Here is a 20,714-nt window from a genome sequence, read left to right on the forward strand (position 1 = left end):
ATGATAAAAAAACTACTGTATATTATTATTTATATGTCAAGCATTTGTCTTTCGGCTCAAGACAAAAGTCAAGGGGTTGTATTTAATTATGATGGTAGTTGGAAGCAATTAGATAGCCCCGAAGGAATTTATTATTTACCCGAAGTAACCGAAGCATATACAATTGGGAAGTTAGCCTCCTTTCCGCAAGTATATAAATTCACAAAAGCCCGTGGGAGCGTGCCTACCTTCTGGGCTGAAGGGCATCCTTACTGGTTTAGATTTGAATTAAAAAACTCAACCAAGTTTGTTCAAAATCTGCTTGTTCACTTGCACGTATCTCTTTATGATGAAATTGTTTTTTATGTCGTACAAAAAAGACAGGTGATTGATAGACAATCGATTACGTGGAAAATGCCTCAGCAAAAGCGAAGTGTCAAACACCGAGATTTTATTTTTCCAACAAGTCTTCAGCCCAATCAGCAAGTATTTTGTTACTTAAAAGTCAGTAAAAGTTTTGGTTCAATCTCTTTTCCTTTGACTATTTGGGAAAGGAATTATTTTGATTACTCTTATCCCACCAACGATTATCACAATTGGGGACTGGTTTCAGGTGTTTTTGGGTTTGTTATATTTATTTCCATATTATTAGCTTTTGTTTTTAAAGAAAAGCTCTATATTTATTATGGCTTATATGTATTTACTGCACTCGGATTTGTTTATACGATGCAGGGCTATTTCATTCGTTTTTATGGCGATGGTTCTTGGGGTATTGAAGGTGATAAAATTCGATTCATCGCAATCATGTTGATGATTATTGCTAATATTTTATTTGTTAGAAGTTATTTACGCTGGGATTTGCTCAAAAATGAACTTTTTCAATGGTATAGCAATTTTTTTATAATCGTATTTTGTATTCTAATCACTTTAAGTTTTTTCGACCATTTGGTTTTGAAAGACTATATATTTAATTCATATACCCTTGCTATCACATTTATGATAAGTTTGGGTCTTTGTATCCCTCCTTTTTTTATTTTTGGTACGACAGTTTATTGCATCGTTGTAAATCATTATCGCCAAGATGCCACCTATTATTTATTGGCAAATTTGCCCGTTTTTTTATTGGCATTTTATGCGGGTTTGAGTATCTATGAGTTTGTACCAGGAAGTTTTTTGATAGGTGTTGATTATTTTGCCATAGCTTTTTTAGTTGAGATATTAGCTTTGAGTGGATTTTTAGCCCATCGTGTAAAACTGATTCAAGAGACAAGTAAACAGCTTTTGATTGAAAAAAACTTTGTACAACAGCAAAGAACACAAGCAGTGCTGGAAGCTGAAGAACGAGAAAGAATTCGTATCGCAAGAGACCTACATGATGGTATTGGACAAATGTTGGCAGCAGTTAGAATGATGCTTGGAAATTACCTTTCACATAGAAAAACTAAAGTAAAAGAAATACAAAATTCACTCGATTTATTAGAAGAAAGTATTCGAGAAGTGCGGGAAATATCGCATAATATGATGCCTGGAACACTCACAAAATTTGGATTATCGTCGGCTTTAAAACAATTTGTCAATAAAATTAATGCTTTAGATACACTCCAAGTAGATTTACAAGTGGTTGGTTTTAAAGAACGACTCAATGAAAAAATTGAAATGATGCTCTATCGGATAGTCCAAGAAATTATTAGTAACATTATTCGCCACGCTCAAGCGACAAAAGTTAGTATCGAACTTATCAAACATGACGAAGAATTAGTTTTGATGATTGAGGATAATGGCAAAGGATTTGATAGTGGAAGCAAAGAAAATCAAGGCATCGGATTAAAAAACATTGCTACTCGTGTCGAATATCTAAATGGATGTGTTAATTTTGATTCTACTCTCGGACATGGAACGAGTGTTGTTGTAGAAATCCCTTTGAGTTTAAACTAATGTCAGGAAACAAATTAAAAATTTTTATCGTTGATGACCATCAAATATTAATTGATGGGATTGAGTCTATGCTGAAAGGTATATCCGAATTTGAAGTAGTTGGCAAAAGTTTGGATGGAAATTTAGCATTAGATTTTCTCAGCGATAATCAAGTCGATGTGCTGTTGACAGATTTGTATATGCCCAAAATGACTGGAATTGAACTTACGCAAAAGGTCAAAAAAAACTTTCCAGAAGTTAAAGTCTTAGCTTTATCTGTTTCTTATGATGTTTCTATTGTCCATGATTTAATTGATGCTGGAATTTCAGGATTCATCATTAAAACCATAGGTCGAGATGAACTCATTGAAGCCATTCATGAAATTGCGAAAGGAAATATATATTTTAGTCGTGAAGTATCAAACGAAATTTTACGAAGTCTTTCAAATCGAAATGATGCCGAAGAAGAAAATTATCATTTAACTGAACGTGAAATTGAAATTGTAAAATTGATTGCTCAAGAGTTTTCAAATGGTGAAATTGCAAAAAAGCTCTGTATTTCAGAAAGAACAGTAGAAACACACCGAAAAAATATCTACCGAAAAACCAACACAAAGACCATAGTTGGACTCATCAAATATGCAGTTGAGCATAGATTAATCTAATTTATTCTACAATAAGTTCAAATATCCGTACTGGTACGGATACAAGTTTTATGAAAAATACCAAAATTGGGGTATTGTTCATTATTATTCGTCTTCTGATATTTGTATTAATAAAAAGCGTAGTAATTATAGCCATGTAAACAATTACTATACATTAAAAAGACATTTCTTATGTTCAATCAATGTTTGATATATTTTAAATAATTTTTACAAGGCTTTTCAACCTTTTTATGATAATTAGAATCATAGTAAAAAAAAGTAAGAAAACCATGAAAAAAATATTCTACGAATACATTGATGAACTCTTAGTTGTGTCAATCTTTATTGTAATAGTTGCGATAAATGCTTGTAAAGCATAAAGTTAAAACCATCAATTTTAAAATTGATGGTTTTAATAATCAACAGCAGTTTGACGAGAGTAAAAGCAAGAGCATTTTGATTCTTGCTTTTCTATTTTTTTGATGATTTAGCATTTTCCCATACTATATTCATAACTAAAAAATAAGAGCCTTACGCATTGTTTTGTGTAAGGCTTTTATTGATTTACTATTCATTGTTTATTTCACCAAGTCAAATAATTCTTTATCCATTTGAGGTTTTACAGTGCTTATGTTATCAAAGTGCATGGTTGCGGTATTTGATGAATTATAAGCAGGCCAATTTGGCAAACCTTTATGGTTTGGATTACCAGCTTTTGCAAAATTAATCCACGATTGACTCATTTTGTCGGCTAAAGCTTGTGCTTCTTTAGTACCTCCAGTCATGTTTTTTGTACGTTGGATATTATCAAAACAAAAAGCTATTTCCATACAGTGTACAGCCTTATATTTTCCATCCATTACAGGAGATTGCCAATCGAACAAATACATATAAACAGGGGCTCCACCAGCTAATGCTGATTTTTGATTAGCCTGTGAAACTGCTCCAGGACGAAAAGTTACATCATAGCTAAGCATATCAGACATTTTGCCATTCGGATATGCTTTTTTTACTGCTGCAATGTAGGCATCAGTTTTATCACCATAAACTTTTTTTATCGCTTCAGTTGCTTGTTCGTTTGTTGCTGTGCTTGGAATACCACCTCTAAATACTGCAAATTCGTTGATAGTTGTTCCAATCATCAAAGGAATGTTTTTTGAAAGTTCAAATGCCTCATTTGAAAATAATTGGTAAGGTAAAACTTCACCATCTGCACTTGGCCCCCAACTTAAACCAAAACCAATCACTGGTTTTCCTTCAGCTTTCATTTTATCTGCAACAGTTTTTAGAGCTTTTTTACCTGCATCACTTAAAGTTTGGAAAGGTACTTTCTGAATATCGTCAACTTTATCGGCTGAGATTCCCAATTCTTTCAAAACTTCTGCACCAATTGCCTGAGTTGTTGTTTTATCAAGCATAGCTGTACGGAATGCACCACTTTGATTGATTGCTTTGTGAAAAAGTCCTTTGGCCGATGGCATCGCCATCAAAGTATTTACTTTTGCTCCACCGCCCGATTGACCAAAGATCGTAACATTATTTGGGTCTCCACCAAAGTTTGAGATATTGGTTTTTACCCATTCTAAAGCAACTTTCATGTCAAGAACACTCAAATTGGCTGATTGCTTGTATTTTTCTCCATAAGCTGAAAGGTCAAGATAGCCTAAGATATTTAAGCGGTGATTGATAGAAACGACTACTACATCGCCTTTTTTTGCTAAATTTTCGCCATCATAAGAAGGTAATTCTTGTGATGAACCTGCGGTAAAACCACCTCCATGAATCCAAAACAAAACTGGACGTTTTTTGCCGTCATTGATGCCTGGTGTCCAGATATTGATACGCATACAGTCTTCATTCGTAAAACCCCAGCTATGGTCAAAAACAAATTCGCTTTCATCCATAATGCTGGTCGTAGGGTCCATTAAAGGAGCAACAGGACCATAACTAAAAGAACTACGAACATTTGACCAAGGTTTTGGTTTTTGTGGAGATTCAAAACGCTTTGCTTCTGCGTAAGGGATACCTTTGTAAGTGTAGATTCCGTTGTTGATATAGCCACGAACTTTACCTGCATCGGTTGTTGTAACTCCCACATTTTCACCCGTTTGTAATTGTGCATCGGCTGTTTGAATGAGTAAACAGCATGATACAAATAGAGAAAGAATTGTTTTTTTCATTGTTTAAAATTGAGTTGAAAACTAAAATATAAATTGAGACTATCACTAAATTGGTTAAATTTCCATATCCAAAAGTTTATAACTGAGTGCTTTTCCATGTGTATCCATGCGTAAAGAGGTAGTTACACCACCTGCTAAGGCATCTTGACAGACAAAAAGCAAGGATGAGATATTTGGCATTTCGTAGCGAATAATTTCTCCAGAAACGATTTCGTCTAAATGCTTTTTTACTTTTTCTACTGTAACTTCTTGACAAAGCATTTCATAATCATTTTCATTGTAAGGAATCAATGAAAGTGTTGAAATATTGCCTTTATCTCCAGCTCTGCTATGAGCGATGTCGTAGAGTTTCATTTTTAATTTTGAATGAGTGAAAAATTTAGCTAATAAAAACAGCTATTTTAGGTAAAACTTTAGTTCTATCTACCAAAACTGAAACGATTCCTATCACTTCATTGACGTATTTTCGTACACCACCGCCACCTGCCGGTCCATTGGTATAAAGAGCTTCTACTTCTTCACCTACCAATGTTGCTTCGATTGATGTTTTGGCTTTTGCCGCTACTCGTAATCTCACTTCGGCAATCTGAGTATTTGCGTCGCTTAGTAACCTATTTTGACCAAAAATTGAGTTTTGTCCAATGTAATTTACTTGTATTTCTTCAAATTGATTTTTTAATCGTTTTTCAACCGTTTCGCCTGCCAGTATCGCTCGCTCTAAAGCTGATGAACCAGCGTAGGAAATTTCGCCTTCGCCCAAATAAAAGGCTTTGTAGCCAACGCTTACTTTATAGGTATTTGGTTTTACTTTTCCTGTTCCTCCCGAAAATTCAACTTGGTTTTTACCTATTTCTTTCAATTGTACACTTGTGAAGTCGGCTATTACATCAGGTGTATAATATTCACTTGGATTGATCACTTCATAAAGCAATTGTTCTTTTGCAGTTTGAAGATTAATGACTCCACCTGTATCGGCTACTTTACTTATGATAGCTTTTCCGTCTGAGAATACATCAACAAAAGGGTGCCCTAAATTTTCCATGTTTTCGACTGGCTTTTTGATTGGGTCGGCAAAATACCCACCAGTGATGTGACCAGCACATTCCATTAAATGACCAATTACAGTACCTTTTCCAAGCAAATCATAGTTGTCTGTTTTCCAACCAAATTCATTAATCATCGGTGCTAAAAACAAGGAAGGATCAGCCACTCTTCCTGTAATAATAATTTGAGCATCAGCCTTCAAGGCTTCTAAAATACCTTCGATTCCAAAATAAGCATTAGCAGAATTTACGATTGGATTGGTTTTACGATTTACGATTAAATCGTAAGCAAAATCTTCGTTTCCAAATTTTATAAAATCATTATCCGTTAATTCAGTATTATCAAAAACATCATCGCCATAAACTGCTGCAACTTTTATTTTTACTCCTTGATTTTTTGCTATTTCAATGATTTTTTTTGCTCCCTCTATTGGATTTGCCGCTCCCATATTAGTAATTAAGCGAATATCGTTTTTTACCAAAATTGGTAAAAGTGTTTCGATTCTCCGCTCTAAAAGTGGGTCATAACCTTTGCTTGGGTCAGCCATTTTTCGTTTATTAGCAAGGGCAATAGTCCGCTCGGCCAAACATTCCAGAACCAAGTAATCCAATTCACCATTTTCCGCAAGTAGAATCGCAGGCTCGATTCTATCTCCCGAAAAACCTGCACCGCAGCCAATTCTGATTTTTTGTTTCATAAATGTATCGAACCCGTTAAAAGTGCTACAATCGTCATCACTATCGTTGTTCCCCATGCCCATTTGAATGTGTGTCTTTGATGTTCTCCTAAATCAACTTCTGCCAAACCTACCAATAAAAAGGTCGAGGCTGTAAGTGGACTAATTGGAAAACCAACCGTCATTTGTCCAAGTAATGCAGCACGACCAATTTCCAATTGGTCAATTCCAAATTGAGTTGCGGTCTGACTCAGAATCGGTACAACCCCAAAATAGTAAGCATCTGGTGTAAATAACATACTCGCTGGCAAACTGGTGATGGCTGTAAGCATCGGCAAAAGATTGGCATGATTTTGAGGAATCAGAGCAACTAATGTATTTGCCATTTCTTCAATCATTTTTGAGCCAGTCAAAATGCCCGAGAAAATCCCTGCGGCAAAAATCATACTCGAAACCATGAAAATATTGGTACCGTGAGCTTTCATAACTTTCTGCTGGTCAGCGAGTTTGGGGTAATTGATCAATAATGCAATCATACTTGCTACCACAAAAAGCACAGCTGCTGGAAGCCAACCTTTCATTAATGAAAAGATTAACAAAATAGTGAGAATTGCGTTAAAAATAAGCAACTTTGGTCTTCTCAAACTATGTTGTTCATCGCTAAGATTTTCTTTGTGATTGTATTGAAAATCAATAATTCCAAGACGTTTTCTTTCATTTTTACCAAAAATATAAGCAACAAATAGTACCCAAACAATTCCACCAATAATGGCTGGAATATTTGGATTAAAAATATGTACAGCATCAGATTTTAAGGTAGAAATGGCTCTTGCTGAAGTTCCAGACCACGGAACTAAGTGCATAGGCCCAACACTCAAAGCTACAATGCTCGATAAAACTAATCGATTGATTTTTAGTTGTTTGTAAATAGGTAAAAATGCCGACAGAACTATCATAAATGTAGCTGTACCATCACCATCAAGATGGACAATCATTGTCAGAATCGCTGTTCCAATAATTACTTTCAAAGGGTCGCCTTTTACTGATTTGATGATCGCTGCGATAACTGGGTCGAAAAGACCAGTATCAAGCATGGTGGCAAAATATAACACCGCAAACATCAATAAGATACCCGTTGGAGCAACTTGTTTAATACCTGCAATGGCAAATTCACCCAATTCTTTTGGGTTAAACCCAGCCAAAAGCCCAAAGACAATGGGTGTAATGACTAATGCTGTCATAACTGACAGTTTTTTAGTCATTATTAATATTAAAAAAATAATAATAGTGGCAAAACCAAATATTGCGAGCATGTTTTATAGGTTAGTTTATAATATCATTTCCAAATTTTTCCATTTGTCTCCAATTCCTTATACTTTTCTATATACATTTTATCAAGTGTTTCGGAGTCTTTATATTTTACTCGGAGAGCAGCTAATTTCTGATGTAATTCAGCTTTTACTTTGGCATATTTTGGGTCGTTATAAACGTTTTTCATTTCGTTTTTATCGTTAAGACGGTCGTAAAGTTCCCATTCATCAATATCATAATAGAAATGAACTAATTTGTACTTTTCCGTGACGATACCGTAATGACGCTTCACCATGTGAACACTCGGGTATTCATAATAATGGTAATATGCAGCATCTCTGAAATTTTTACCTTGCCCTTTGAAAATCGGAATCAGACTTTCGCCTTGCATATCAGACGGAGGCTTGATGCCCGCCGCTTCGAGGAAAGTTTGTGCAAAATCAAGATTTTGAACCATTTGAGAGTTTTTTGTACCTGCTTTGATAACATTTGGCCATCGAACTAAAAGAGGTGTTTTGAATGACTCATCGAAAATAAATCGTTTGTCAAACCAACCGTGTTCACCCAAATAAAAGCCTTGGTCAGAAGTATAAACTACAATTGTGTTCTCTTCTAAATTGTTTTTTTTTAAGAAATCTAAAACTTGCCCTACACCTTCATCAACCGCAGCAATACTGCCCAGATAATCCTGCATGTAGCGTTGATAACGCCATTGCATTTTCTCTTTTTCGGTCATGGTTGGGTATTTTTTTATAAATTCCTCATTCATTTTCCCATAAGCCTCATCCCAAGCCTTACGTTGCTCTGGGTTCATTCTACCAACTGTATAATTGTAGTTCCGTTTATCATACGGATGGCTTTCTTTAATGCCCAATTTATCCATATTTTCAGGAAAAATCTTTGAATCACCCGCCCAATTCATGTGTGTAAGCAGATTCATTTCTGCCTCTTTTGATGCTCTTCCTCGGCCTTCATAATTATCAAAAAGTGTAGTTGGCTCTGGAAAGGTTTTCTTCAAATATTCTTTAAAATGACGCTCGGCAGGTAGCCATTCTCGGTGAGGTGCTTTGTGCAAATATGCCAAAAAGAAGGGTTTTTCTTCATCACGCTCATTTTTTAGCCAATTCAAAGTAATATCTGTAATGAGGTCAGTCACATAGCCTGTCAGCTTTTTTTTGCCTTCTTTTTTGGTTATAATATCAGGATTATAATAATCGCCCTGATCAGGTAAAATTTGAAATTCATCAAACCCTTTTGGATTATTTCCAAAATGAAGTTTACCAAACATAGCTGTCTGATAACCATTCTTTTGAAGGATTTGTGGGAAAGTAATATTGCTTGTATCAAATGGAAAATAATTATCAATTTTTCCATTGAGATGGCTGTGTTTTCCCGTCAGAATGACCGCTCTTGATGGAGCACAAATGGAGTTAGTCACACAAGCATTGGTAAATAGCATGCCACCTTTAGCAATTCTATCAATGTTTGGTGTTTTCGTCAATCTTGTATCATAAGCCGAAATCGCTTGATAAGCATGGTCATCCGACATGATAAAAACGATATTCGGACGCTTGGTTTTGTTTGGTTTGAACGCAAAAAATCCAAGAGAAACTAAGCCAATCGCAAGAAAAAATAAAATTATCTTCTTCATCTTTATTAAGGTTTATTCCACTGTTACTCCATTTTTTTTCAAAATATTATGAAAGAAAAGTACATGATAGGGTAGGGAGTTTTCCCAATATGGCCACGTATGAGCTCCTGGATGCTCAGTGTAATCATGTGCAACGCCCGCATAAAGCAATCGACTATGCAATTCTCGGTTGGCTTCAATCAGGAAATCATCAACACCACAATCAATAATGATTGGCATGGCATTTTTCTTAATTAAATCAACCATATTGACAATTGAATTTTTTAGAAAAACTTCATTGGATACATCAGAAGTGCCTAAAAGCTTTTCAAAACGCTCTTTGAGGGATTTCGAGAAATCGGCATTGACCTTAAATTTTGTATAATTCATATCCATTGCTCCGCTCATTGTTCCTGCTGCACCAAATAAATCAGGATGGCGAGTAGAAAGATACATCGCTCCGTGTCCGCCCATCGAAAGTCCAGTAATTACTCTGCCTTTATTGCTTTTTACTGTCCTGTAAGTAGCATCAATTTTCTGAATTACTTCTTTTGTAATGTAAGTTTCAAACTTATTGTTTGGATCGAATGGACTATCCAAATACCAACCAAAAGTTTCACCTTCAGGCATTACGATGATTAAATTGTATTTGTCAGCAAGGTTTTTTACAAGATTTTTGTCTGGTGTTTGTGTAAGCCAGTCACGGAAATGCCCACCACCACCATGAAGCAAGTATAAAACAGGGTAAGATGCTTGATTTTTGGCGTAAGAAGCAGGCAGAACAACTGCTGCTTTATAAGCTTTGTTCATTATTGCACTTGGAACATCGAGGCTATCAACCGTTGATGCTTTTGCAGAAAAAGTAAAAATAATGAGGGCTAAAAAGATGAAATTACGCATGATATAAAAAGGTTAAGATTTGTTATCAGAGAGGATGTTTAAAATTTTAAATAATCATTAAAAAATGGCAACAAATCATTTAAAACACGGCCATCGTTTGTCCATATTTTATTACCATGGTCACCGATGTATTCTTCTGCAAAATGATTGATACCAAGATTTTCTAAACGCTGACTGAGCATACCTATTTGTACAGGAAAACGTGGAGAATCATTTCGTCCCCAATCTAATTTGATGGCTGTCATTTTGCGGAGATTATCAGCATACTTGTCAACCATATAAACAGGCATATTTGCTTCCCATTTTTCTAAGATTGTTTGATTGACAATCATTTTATCACCTTCATAGCTAAACGGAAAATCGCAGAAAAACGGTGGTTTATTAGGATTTGGAGACCAAGCACGACCCACAGCAACCAAAACTTTTGGATAATAAGTCTTTTTCAAGTCTTCTTGGGTTTTTACATTTTGAACTTCTTTAAAAGAATTGCTATTAGGACCAAATTCTTTTACCATTGCCAATAAACCTGGACTCAAAGCATAAATACTGCTAAAAACCTCAGGATGTAACATGCCGATTTTGAAAGCTCCATAACCACCCATCGAATGTCCCGCAATACCTCTGCTTTCACGAGTAGCAAGTGTTCGGTAGTTTTTATCTATATATTCTACCAATTCTTTCGACTCAAATTCGTCCCAATTGCCTGTCAATGTTGAATTTGAGTAAAAACTTCCTTCAAAAAGTGTATAATGATCTGCTTGAACGAAGATAAATGGGCGAATTTTTTGCTTGCTGATTCCCGCATCTAAAATGTTCTTCATATTCTCAAAAATATTATCCTTTCCCATGAAACCATGTAGATAATAAATGACAGGATAACGCTGATCGGTAGCATCATAATTGGGTGGAAGATACACCGAAACTTTGCGATTTGGATTTTCGCCACCTGTATTTTGTAGAGCTTTTGAGTTGATGACAAAACTTTCTACTTTTCCTGTTTGGGCGAAAGTAAAACACCATAATCCACAAAAAAGAATGACTAAACTAAGTACTTTTAGGTATTTTTTCACTTATTTAATTTTGTTTTGAAATGTAAAATGAATAATATGAAAAACTTTGTAAATATTTGATTATGAATTATTTACTAAAATATTTCTCCCAAAATGCCATTTGTTTGGTAGTTGGCAATGGCTTTGATTCTATCACTTTATCAATAATGATTACTTGTTCATTATTAATGCTATAAGTTTCCCATTTTGGTAAACCATTGCCATTAGGATTGCCAGTTTTTGCAAAATTTACCCAATAAGAAGACATGGTATCAGCGATTTTATAATCAATCGCTTCCCAAGGACGCTTCACTGTATGTAAGTTATTATAGGCATAAGGTACTTCACCTGTATGAAATGCTCCAAACTGAGTTTCGGGTGTATATGCAGGAAGTTTGCGGTTGAAATTATAAATAAAAGTCTTAGATTTTCCTGTTTTTGTTTGGATTTTAGCCCATGTATAATCTTGAATACCAAAGGTTTCGTCCCGTCCTAATGCCATTTGAGATTGAGTAGCTTGTTCTTCTGTTTCAGCAGGATAAACTTTGAAGAAATCATTAGCTGTACTTTCAAATCGTTTTTTCATTTGCTCTTTGAAAGTTTCGGCTTTTACTGGCGGGCCAGCCACTCGGTCATCTTCATTCCAACCTACAATCGTTGGAATATCATTTTGTTTACCTTTTGAGAAAATTTCTATAATACTTTCGGGCATTACGTAACCATCTACAATTGGAGAAGCAAGTCCACCTTGTGATTTTTGAATTTCTTCGGCTGATTTTGCTCTCAATTCTGCTAAACTATTGCAATTAAGCGATTTAGCGTATTTTACACCCATTTCTTCTGCTCCTTTCATATCTACATTTGGTCGAAGTGGGTTTCTGTGAAAGCTTCCACCACTTTCAGCAATAGCTCGATGGATCAAGCCTTTGGTAAGCGGAGATGCTACCAAATAATTCACACCAAAAGCACCTGCTGATTGCCCCGCAATCGTGACATTGCTGGCATCTCCACCAAATGCTTCGATATTTTTCTGAATCCATTTTAATGCCGCAATCATATCCATTAAAGCATAGTTTCCTGAAGCACTTTTACCCGATTCTTTTGAAAGTTCTGGGTGTGCCAAGAAGCCAAAAACACCAACACGGTAATTGATGCTTACGAAAATAACTCCTTTTTTTGCGATGGCTTCTCCATCATATATGGGGCAAGCCGCACCACCGCTTCTAAAACCCCCGCCGTAGATATAGACCAATACAGGGCGTTTTTCTTTACTTGATTTTGCACCTGACCAAACATTTAAATACAAACAATCTTCCGAAATAGGCTCTTTTGGAATCAAAAATTCTTCTGACCAGCACATAAATGGAGCTGGACTCGCTTGCATCGGGCTTGCACTGTAATTGATACATTTCTTTACCCCTTCCCAAGATTTTACGGGCTGGGGTGCTTTCCAACGCAGTTCACCAACGGGTGGTGCGGCAAATGGAATTCCCTTGAAAATTCTTAAACCTTGATTTTCGTAGCCTTCAACTTTTCCGCTCTCTGTTTTTATGATTGTTTGAGCGAATGAAGAAAATGTTAGAAGAATAAAAAAAAGTATTTTTCTCATTTGATTAGGGGAGGGGAGTTCTAATATTAGCAAGGTTTTAAACCTTGCCAACATTAGAAGTTTGAACACTATTATTAGTTTGAATACATCATTTATTCTTATAAGCCTTATCCAAAAACTCATAGCGAGCATCGTTTGCAGCTTTTTCAGTACGAGATTCTACATCAATAATCATCACAGGAGGAGTGGCGTCTCCACTTTTAGCAACTATCCACTCAGGTAATTTAGAACCATTCGGATTGCCAGTTTTAATAAAATTCGCAAAGTAATTAGACATTGTTTCAGATACTTTATAATCGTCGGCTGTCCAAGCATAATCTTTTATTAAGTGAAGATTACCCATACAATACTCAATTTCACAAGCGTGCGGAGCACCAACAGCCTTTGGTCTTGGAGCATTTGCATCGGCTTTTACAGTTCCACCTGCCAAGCCAGAACCCAAAGTTTTATCAACCAATTCAGGGCGAAGTTTACTATATAAATAACGATAAACAGGCTGTGAAGAATTATTACGATGTAAATCAAACCATTTCCAAGTTGAATAAGATATAAATCTATCAGAAGCCAAAGCAGTTGCCGATAATTCAACTTCTTTTTCGTTGGCATGAGGATACAATTTTAAAACCTCATCTGCATTATCAGGATATTCCTTTTTTACTCTTGTGATAAAGTTTTCGGTAGTATTAGGCATTCCAAACATAAATGCTCCTGCAGGAATTTCAGCAGAGTTCCAACCCAACAATAGAGGCACTTGTGCTTGTTCTTTGGCAGCAAAAATTTGAGGAATAGTTTTTGGAAGAAAATAATTGTCAATTACAATCGAAAATCCAAACATTTTTGATTCATCAAAAATCTCATAAATATCTCTTGCCGATAAAGCACGAAGTTGTTTGATGCTTGAAACACCTGCTTTTTTTACAAATTCAGTGCCTGTTTTTTCAGCTTCTACCAAAGTAACAGGAGCCATTGTTGGTGTAATTCCTGCACCACTTTCACCAATCGCACCAGCAATCAAATTTCTACCCAAAGGTGATGACATTTGCATACTTACACCAATCGAACCGGCCGACTCACCAGCGATTGTTACTTTTTTAGGATCACCGCCAAATGCGGCAATATTTTTATTTACCCATTTCATAGCTGCCACTTGATCGAGCATACCATAATTTCCAGAGGCTTTATAGGGAGCTTCTGCACTCAACTCTGGGTGGGCTAAAAAGCCAAAAACATTTAAACGATAGTTACAAGTAATCACAACGATGCCTTTTTTTGCCATCGTTTCGCCATCATAACGTGGTTCTGAAGCATCACCTGCTGAGTTACCACCACCATAAAAGTAGAGTAACACAGGTAAATCTTTGGTATTTCGCTTAGCAGGAGTCCAAACATTGAGGTAAAGACAATCTTCACTCAAACCAGATGAGCGAGAGTCCATATCGCCAAAAATAATTTTTTGCATGGGTCTGGCACTAAATTTCTTGGTTTCTTTTACACCTTTCCAATTTTCAAGGGCTTGTGGAGCTTTCCAACGCAAATCTCCAACGGGTGGTTTGGCAAAAGGAATACCAAAATATTTCTGAATACCTGTTTTGGTGTCATAATTACCCTCGATTACACCATTTTCGATAGTTGTTTGTACCGCAAAGGTATTGATACTTTGTGCATTAACTGAAAAATTAGCAAGCACGATTAGAGAGAAAAGATAGATGATTTTTTTCATTTTTTTAGATTAAATTACTTATTGTCGCAAATTACGACAATAGTAGCAATTTTTTTTTTTTGAAAAAAGATTTGTAGTTAAAATTAATAAGATATATTTTTGACAAAAAATGTCTTGACTTTTTATGCCTATGAAAAATTTAGATACAATTGGAACTCAAATTAGGCAATTGAGAGAAGAAAATGAAATGCCTCTAAGAAAACTTGCTGCATTACTTGATATTGACCAATCAACTTTAAGTAAGATTGAGAGAGATGAACGTAAACCAAATGCTCAAATAATTGAGCAGATAGCAAAAATATTTATGAAAGATAAAGAAATGCTACTTGTCGCTTTTTACAGTGATATTGTTGCTTATGAAATACAAGAGGAAAACTTATTTTCTGAAATACTACAAGTAGCAGAGGCTAAAATTCAGTATCAACGAAACAAAAAAATGAAATGAAAAATTATATCAATTATTTTCTGGTAAAAGAAGAGCAATTGATAGCTCTTAAAATTAACAAAGATTTTCTTTCACAGACGAATGAAATTTCTCCTGTTTCACAAGATGAAGTTAATTTGATAAATGCTAATTTACTTTTAACTGATGACAGAAATGTTGCATACAAAGTTCACAAACAACTAATTAATTCTTTAATAAGTTTATTTATCAATGCAAAGTTTAGCAACTATTTAGAAGAGTTAAAATTGATTTTTTACTTTGAAAATATACTAAGTCTTGAAAATATTCTTGAAAAAAATATTGATGAAATCCCAGATTTGATAGAAGAACTACATATTACATTTTTAAATTCAGAATTTATACTTGGAAATGGTAAACTTATAAGAAAAAAATCAAAGCATCATTTAAAAGAAACTGGAGCGGTTTATACACTCAAGCAAGTAACTAATGAAATAGTAGATAATACAATCAAAAATGCAATTCAAGAAAATACAATTGTAGATACAATTACTTGCCTTGATTTCGCTTGTGGCACAGGTCGATTTTATTTTGAAGCTTTCCAAATTCTTAAAGATAAATACGGTTTATCTCTTCAAAATATAGTCTGTAATAATTTGTTTGCGGTTGATGTTGATGATACTGCACTTAATGTTCTGAGGTGTAAAATAATTTCAAAATTTCAAAATCTTAATACCCAAATCATTAATACTTTATCAACTAATATTTTAAATAGAAATGCCTTAATACCAAAGGCAACTTTCTTTGATGTAAATGAAAAAAGTATAGACCTTGCCAATGATTTTAATAAGGTATTTGAAAATGGCGGGTTTGATGCTGTCTTTTCAAATCCACCTTATTACTTATTAAAAGTGAATAAAAAAGAAGATGAACAAAAGTTAAACGGATACTATATAAATCTTCAAAGTAAAATTCAGAATGAAATTAGTTTTTTCAGGACATCAGGAATATATCAATACTCTATTGAAGGAATGTTGAATTATTACCAACTTTCAATCGAAATGATAATTCGTTTGACAAAACCAAAAGGACAGATAGGAATTATTTGCCCATCTTCTTTATTTGCTGATTTAACTTCGTCAAAACTTCGTAAACACTTGTTAGGTTCGCATAAACTTCATTTTATAAGATATTATTCAGAAGCATCAAAATTATTCGAGAACGTTTCTCAATCAACTGTTATATTTTATTTAGAGAAAAATTCTAAAACTGATAAAATAGGAATTGAGATTGCTGACAATACATTTGAGATTGATTTTACATCGATAAAATCAATTTTTCCTTCCAATTTTGAAATTCCATTGATTGATAAAATCGGTTGGTCAATCCTCACAAAAATTTCAAAACAAAAAAAAATAAAGGAATATTCTTTTATCAGGAATAAAAGAGGAGAATTAGATTTAACGCTTTTCAAATCTTTTATTACTACAAATAATACTGGATGGAGATTAGTTAGAGGTAATATGGTTTCTTATAATTGTGTGATTGACAAAAATGGAGAATATGTTGAAATTGAAGGCTTCCTCAATAAAAAATCTGAGGATTTTAGGGTTCATGATTACAATAAAGAAAGATTAATTTGCCCACAGATTTCAAATGTTGATTTGCTGAAAAGATTGAAATTTGTTTTTTCAGAAAAAACAGACATTCTGGGGAATTCCTGCAACTATATAGTATCGTCAAGAAAACAATCCGATTTAAAGAAACTCTATTATATCTTGAATAGTGATTTATTGAACTGGCGTTTCAAAATCACAAGTAGCAATAATCATATCAACAATTATGAATTGGACGAGTTGCCAATTATTGACTTGGATAGTATTAGTTTAAGTGAATTCTCTGACGATGAAATCAAAAACAATGAAATTATTTGTTACCTATATGGCTTAACAAAGACGGAAACCAATTACTTATTAAGTACAAATAAAAAATCAGAAACTATTTGAATATGAGTAAGAAACTGTATAACCACATTGCCCCTGGATTAAGTAAATTAGAATGGGAAATGGTGAAACATATTCCTGCAGGTGGTAATTGGCAGAACATTCCTGATACAATTCCTTCTCAAAGACTTGAACAAATTAGGCGTTCAGGAGGAAGAACAACATACTACGGTCGTTTAGAATTTAACAAACCAAGTTATACAATTACGACTTATTTTAATCGCTTGGGTAATGGTTGCAATTTACATCCATCACAAGACAGAATCATTTCTACACGAGAAGGAGCAAGATTGCAATCATTCAAAGATAATTTTGTGTTTTATGGCAGTAAGACCTCACAATACAAACAGATAGGCAACGCAGTGCCAACATTACTTGCTCGAGCAATTGCTGAAACACTAAAAGACCATTTAGAAAATCTAACGTTTGTTGATTTATTTGCAGGTGCGGGTGGAATGTCCGAGGGGTTTTTATCGGAAGGTTTTAGGTTAATCGCAGCTAATGAAATTGAGAAAAATTATTTTGAAACTTATAAGCAAAATCATTCAGAATATGACAAGGGTGACAATTTAATTTTAGGCGATATTACTTTGACTGAGATAAAGGCTCAAATTATTAATGTTTCAAAAAAACAAAATAAAATTGGCGTTGTGATTGGTGGCCCGCCTTGTCAAGGCTTTTCAAATGCAGGCTGGAGAAATCCTGATGATAAAAGAAATCAATTATTCAAAGAATTTGTACATGTTGTGAATGAAGTTCGACCTGAAATATTTGTAATGGAAAATGTTCCAGGCATTTTAACAATGAGAAAAGGCGAAGCAATAAAAGAAATCATTACTTCATTCGAAGAAATCGGCTATTATGTAAATACTCCGTTTAAATTGAGTGCCGAAAATTTCGGAGTTCCCCAAAAAAGAAAAAGAGTTGTTATTGTTGGTTCACAGAAAAAAGAAAAAATCAATCCTCCTAAAAAATTATTTTCTGCCACAGATGAAAATCTACCCAAACCTATTACGGTGAAACAAGCTATAGGTGGATTACCATTTTTAGAAACGGGTTCAGGCGAATTTGAAATGACTTGTAACTACAAGGCTACTTCTGCTTACGAAAAACTAATGCTTGGAGAAATTGATTTTGTGACATTCTACCAAACTTGTTTACAAAAACTACCAGTTGTTTGCAGCTAAATCAGCTAATTTCTTGAACACGTTTTCTAATTGAGTTTTTGCTTCTTTGTTCTTTTTATATTTTAGTAATTCAAGTAGTTTTTCGAGTTCAGCATCAACTTCTTTATGAGTCCAAAGGTTTGTTTTCCTATTTTCAATCGTCTTATACTCCTGTAATTTATCAAAAGCAACTCTGTAGTAACGATTTATATTGTTCTGCTGATTTCTACCGATAAGTTTCTTTGAGTTAACTTTTTTGTATTGTCCTGTTTCTGGATTGAAACCTTCAAATTTATAATCAAAGAAAGAATATTCAGGATTTAGAAATTGCTCAAGAAAAACACCATAACCTTTCTCATCTATGATTGATAAAACTATAAGAACGTGATGTAAATTCTTTCTCATTAAATCACTAAGTTTCACAGCATCTTTATCATTTTTGACGTTGCTTTTAAGTTTGTCCCAAATAAATTTAGTATGCCATGAAACGACTTGTTCGATTTTTTCATCAGCTAACAGAACTTCAACATCATTTAAACTCATGCGATTATTTTTCGCAGAGTTTTCCGCTTTGGTAAGTGGATGGAACTTTGGACGATGACAAAAACCAAGTGAAATTGGCCCAATATGGTCGGCACTTATTCCATTTTTTCGAAATAATGACATTAAACGGTCAGCCATTTTCCAATCACCATCAGCCCAATTTTCATAAACTCTTCTATCCTGACCATAGCGTTGAAGATTTGCTTTGTGTCTTCCCTTATCGCTTTCATGACGACAACAAGCACCATCTGAATGATAGCCGTCAAATCTATCAGGAGAATTGCTCATTGCTCCCGGTGATAGCAATCCTTTCGCAAAATTATCAACAAAATAGTTTTGTAAATAATTTTTGAGATTTTCTTTAGTTAATTTTTCAGTTGATTTTATTTTGAAAATACGTTTTACCTTTTCAATATCATCAGCAGAGTTCACAAGTTCATTCACTATTTGAAAAATATCTTTATTGAATGGGGCTACGGTAATTCCGAATTCCTTTTTTATTCCTGCAATTGTTCTTTTATTAGGATATACATATTCAAGACTTAATTCCTTACCGCATATTTGACATATGTGTTTTTTAGTAGGATGGATTTTCAAAGCAACTTTTGCGTAACAGCCAGCTTCAAGTTTTATCCCGTAATTTTTGCATTGTGCATCCCACCAAATTCTTCTTTGTTGACCATTCTCGGATTTACCAGTAATTACCCATTTTACTTTTTTATCATCTCCTCTTTCATAAAATAGACCTTTATAATTTTCATGTCCTACAATGAATTCGGTATACTTTAGAAAATTAGGGTGCCATTGCCTTTTATTATCGGCAGTTTCTATTAATTCTTTCATTTTTTGCTTATTTAATTTGGGTTTACTCATCAAATAGAACTGAAAATTTAATTTTGAGAGCTTTTGCTATCTTCTCAATAACAGTAATTGATACATTCCTTTCGCCTTTTTCAATGCTTGGAATATATGTTCTGTCAAGGTTTGCCATAAGAGCAAGTGCTTCTTGCGACAATCCCTTTTCAAGTCGGAATTTTTTGACTTGTTTGCCAAATTTTTTCTTTATATCCATATCGACAAAGATCAACATAAGTAGACTGTTGAACAACGGACTATTGTCTACATATTAAAAAATCTATTTATTTTTTTTCTAATTTATTTGTACTTTTACAAAAAATAATAATATTAATTTTGCTATCAAAAGTGCTTTTACGTCACATTGCCTACGATTCGGTAATATTTGGGTTTTCGGGAGATAAGCTAAAAATCTTGATTATGAAGTACCATAATACAGGATTATTTGCACTACCAGGAGGATTTGTTAGAATGGATGAAAATCTGAATGATGCTGTTAGAAGAGGTTTAAAAGAACGTACGGGTTTAGACAATATTTATTTGGAACAATTCTATACTTTTGGCGATGTGGCTCGATATAAACCTGAAATAATGAAAACCATTATGACAGCCAATAACCAGCCCCAAGAAGAGCTTTCTTGGCTTTTAGATAGATTTATTTCAGTTGCCTATTATGCTTTAATCAATTACAATGATGTTGTACCCAAGCCAGATGCACTCTCAGATTCTTGTGATTGGTATTCAATGGATGAATTGCCAAATTTGATGCTTGACCATGCCGAGATTGTTGCAAAAGCCTTGCAAACACTTCGAGATAATTTAGAACGAAAATTAGTTGGAATGAATCTTTTGCCAACATTATTCACAATGAATGAATTGCAAAAAGTGTATGAGGCTATTTTGGGGGAAAAGCTTCATAGAGGAACTTTTCAGCGGAAAATATTGAATTTAGGAATTTTACAAAGACACGAAAAACAGTATTCTGGGGCAGCTCATAAAGCTCCTTTTCTTTACAGTTTTGATTCAATAAAGATTGATTGATAATTGAATAAGTCGGGTCTTCGGCTTCGCACAGACACCGATAACCA

Annotated in this window: 17 protein-coding genes; 6 read left to right on the top strand and 11 right to left on the bottom strand. The window is 34.3% G+C overall.

The features are described from left to right. Together ACQUQZ_RS06540 and ACQUQZ_RS06545 are read left to right on the top strand one after the other, a co-directional pair. Positions 1-1,914: a sensor histidine kinase gene (locus ACQUQZ_RS06540; protein ID WP_435354004.1), complete on the top strand. Its 1,914-nt coding sequence runs from the start codon at positions 1-3 to the stop codon at positions 1,912-1,914. Further along, complete coding sequence (locus ACQUQZ_RS06545) at positions 1,914-2,558, top strand: response regulator (RefSeq protein WP_435354005.1); 645 nt, start codon at positions 1,914-1,916, stop codon at positions 2,556-2,558. Before ACQUQZ_RS06540 ends, ACQUQZ_RS06545 begins: the two co-directional genes overlap by 1 nt. A gap of 557 nt (positions 2,559-3,115) precedes the next feature. On the opposite strand, the gene ACQUQZ_RS06550 is transcribed toward ACQUQZ_RS06545, so the two are convergent. From ACQUQZ_RS06550 to ACQUQZ_RS06590, 9 genes are all read right to left on the bottom strand, one after another. After that, the gene (locus tag ACQUQZ_RS06550; protein WP_435354007.1) at positions 3,116-4,717 is read right to left on the bottom strand and encodes a carboxylesterase/lipase family protein; all 1,602 of its coding nucleotides are present in this window, start codon (positions 4,715-4,717) and stop codon (positions 3,116-3,118) included. Positions 4,718-4,771: 54 nt separating this feature from the next. After that, entirely contained in the window at positions 4,772-5,071 is a 300-nt protein-coding gene (locus ACQUQZ_RS06555; protein ID WP_435354008.1) for an AtuA-related protein, read from the bottom strand. A gap of 25 nt (positions 5,072-5,096) precedes the next feature. Then, positions 5,097-6,458, bottom strand: a complete 1,362-nt coding sequence (locus ACQUQZ_RS06560; RefSeq protein ID WP_435354009.1) for an acyclic terpene utilization AtuA family protein — start codon at positions 6,456-6,458, stop codon at positions 5,097-5,099. Further along, entirely contained in the window at positions 6,455-7,750 is a 1,296-nt protein-coding gene (locus tag ACQUQZ_RS06565) for a CitMHS family transporter (protein WP_435354011.1), read from the bottom strand. The genes ACQUQZ_RS06560 and ACQUQZ_RS06565 overlap by 4 nt, the downstream gene beginning before the upstream one ends. A gap of 23 nt (positions 7,751-7,773) precedes the next feature. Then, on the bottom strand, positions 7,774-9,399 hold the full coding sequence (locus ACQUQZ_RS06570) for a sulfatase family protein (protein ID WP_435354012.1): 1,626 nt from the start codon (positions 9,397-9,399) through the stop codon (positions 7,774-7,776). Between the two features lie 12 nt (positions 9,400-9,411). Continuing rightward, on the bottom strand, positions 9,412-10,278 hold the full coding sequence (locus ACQUQZ_RS06575) for an alpha/beta hydrolase (protein WP_435354013.1): 867 nt from the start codon (positions 10,276-10,278) through the stop codon (positions 9,412-9,414). Between the two features lie 38 nt (positions 10,279-10,316). Beyond that, on the bottom strand, positions 10,317-11,348 hold the full coding sequence (locus ACQUQZ_RS06580) for an alpha/beta hydrolase (RefSeq protein ID WP_435354015.1): 1,032 nt from the start codon (positions 11,346-11,348) through the stop codon (positions 10,317-10,319). A gap of 67 nt (positions 11,349-11,415) precedes the next feature. Next, positions 11,416-12,936 carry a carboxylesterase/lipase family protein gene (locus tag ACQUQZ_RS06585; RefSeq protein ID WP_435354016.1) on the bottom strand — a complete coding sequence of 507 codons (1,521 nt, stop codon included), beginning with the start codon at positions 12,934-12,936 and terminating at the stop codon, positions 11,416-11,418. A gap of 88 nt (positions 12,937-13,024) precedes the next feature. Then, on the bottom strand, positions 13,025-14,656 hold the full coding sequence (locus tag ACQUQZ_RS06590; protein ID WP_435354017.1) for a carboxylesterase/lipase family protein: 1,632 nt from the start codon (positions 14,654-14,656) through the stop codon (positions 13,025-13,027). 130 nt (positions 14,657-14,786) lie between these two features. Here ACQUQZ_RS06590 and ACQUQZ_RS06595 point away from each other — a divergent pair, with 130 nt between their 5' ends. From ACQUQZ_RS06595 to dcm, 3 genes are read left to right on the top strand one after another with little or no spacing between them, the layout of a single operon-like run. Then, positions 14,787-15,101, top strand: a complete 315-nt coding sequence (locus tag ACQUQZ_RS06595; RefSeq protein WP_435354018.1) for a helix-turn-helix domain-containing protein — start codon at positions 14,787-14,789, stop codon at positions 15,099-15,101. Beyond that, positions 15,098-17,065: an Eco57I restriction-modification methylase domain-containing protein gene (locus ACQUQZ_RS06600; RefSeq protein WP_435354019.1), complete on the top strand. Its 1,968-nt coding sequence runs from the start codon at positions 15,098-15,100 to the stop codon at positions 17,063-17,065. The genes ACQUQZ_RS06595 and ACQUQZ_RS06600 overlap by 4 nt, the downstream gene beginning before the upstream one ends. Positions 17,066-17,067: 2 nt before the next feature. Continuing rightward, positions 17,068-18,249 (top strand): DNA (cytosine-5-)-methyltransferase, encoded by a 1,182-nt coding sequence (gene dcm / locus ACQUQZ_RS06605; RefSeq protein ID WP_435354020.1) that lies wholly within the window; start codon positions 17,068-17,070, stop codon positions 18,247-18,249. Here the strand turns inward: dcm and ACQUQZ_RS06610 are convergent. Together ACQUQZ_RS06610 and ACQUQZ_RS06615 are read right to left on the bottom strand one after the other, a co-directional pair. Beyond that, on the bottom strand, positions 18,229-19,614 hold the full coding sequence (locus ACQUQZ_RS06610; protein ID WP_435354022.1) for a hypothetical protein: 1,386 nt from the start codon (positions 19,612-19,614) through the stop codon (positions 18,229-18,231). The genes dcm and ACQUQZ_RS06610 overlap by 21 nt on opposite strands. A 22-nt stretch (positions 19,615-19,636) precedes the next feature. Continuing rightward, the gene (locus tag ACQUQZ_RS06615) at positions 19,637-19,861 is read right to left on the bottom strand and encodes a helix-turn-helix domain-containing protein (protein ID WP_435354023.1); all 225 of its coding nucleotides are present in this window, start codon (positions 19,859-19,861) and stop codon (positions 19,637-19,639) included. A gap of 113 nt (positions 19,862-19,974) precedes the next feature. Here ACQUQZ_RS06615 and ACQUQZ_RS06620 point away from each other — a divergent pair, with 113 nt between their 5' ends. Then, the gene (locus ACQUQZ_RS06620; RefSeq protein WP_435354025.1) at positions 19,975-20,667 is read left to right on the top strand and encodes an NUDIX hydrolase; all 693 of its coding nucleotides are present in this window, start codon (positions 19,975-19,977) and stop codon (positions 20,665-20,667) included. Positions 20,668-20,714 lie beyond the last annotated feature (47 nt).

Origin of the sequence: Emticicia sp. SJ17W-69 (genome assembly GCF_051209875.1) — a bacterium.
GTDB lineage: Bacteria > Bacteroidota > Bacteroidia > Cytophagales > Spirosomataceae > Emticicia.

Coding starts and splice junctions, on each gene's coding strand:
- ACQUQZ_RS06560 (WP_435354009.1), bottom strand. CDS start 6,458: ATGAAACAAAAAATCAGAATTGGCTGCGGTGCAGGTTTTTCGGGAGAT.
- ACQUQZ_RS06610 (WP_435354022.1), bottom strand. CDS start 19,614: ATGAAAGAATTAATAGAAACTGCCGATAATAAAAGGCAATGGCACCCT.
- ACQUQZ_RS06575 (WP_435354013.1), bottom strand. CDS start 10,278: ATGCGTAATTTCATCTTTTTAGCCCTCATTATTTTTACTTTTTCTGCA.
- ACQUQZ_RS06595 (WP_435354018.1), top strand. CDS start 14,787: ATGAAAAATTTAGATACAATTGGAACTCAAATTAGGCAATTGAGAGAA.
- ACQUQZ_RS06550 (WP_435354007.1), bottom strand. CDS start 4,717: ATGAAAAAAACAATTCTTTCTCTATTTGTATCATGCTGTTTACTCATT.
- dcm (WP_435354020.1), top strand. CDS start 17,068: ATGAGTAAGAAACTGTATAACCACATTGCCCCTGGATTAAGTAAATTA.
- ACQUQZ_RS06555 (WP_435354008.1), bottom strand. CDS start 5,071: ATGAAACTCTACGACATCGCTCATAGCAGAGCTGGAGATAAAGGCAAT.
- ACQUQZ_RS06565 (WP_435354011.1), bottom strand. CDS start 7,750: ATGCTCGCAATATTTGGTTTTGCCACTATTATTATTTTTTTAATATTA.
- ACQUQZ_RS06540 (WP_435354004.1), top strand. CDS start 1: ATGATAAAAAAACTACTGTATATTATTATTTATATGTCAAGCATTTGT.
- ACQUQZ_RS06545 (WP_435354005.1), top strand. CDS start 1,914: ATGTCAGGAAACAAATTAAAAATTTTTATCGTTGATGACCATCAAATA.
- ACQUQZ_RS06585 (WP_435354016.1), bottom strand. CDS start 12,936: ATGAGAAAAATACTTTTTTTTATTCTTCTAACATTTTCTTCATTCGCT.
- ACQUQZ_RS06570 (WP_435354012.1), bottom strand. CDS start 9,399: ATGAAGAAGATAATTTTATTTTTTCTTGCGATTGGCTTAGTTTCTCTT.
- ACQUQZ_RS06615 (WP_435354023.1), bottom strand. CDS start 19,861: ATGTTGATCTTTGTCGATATGGATATAAAGAAAAAATTTGGCAAACAA.
- ACQUQZ_RS06590 (WP_435354017.1), bottom strand. CDS start 14,656: ATGAAAAAAATCATCTATCTTTTCTCTCTAATCGTGCTTGCTAATTTT.
- ACQUQZ_RS06600 (WP_435354019.1), top strand. CDS start 15,098: ATGAAAAATTATATCAATTATTTTCTGGTAAAAGAAGAGCAATTGATA.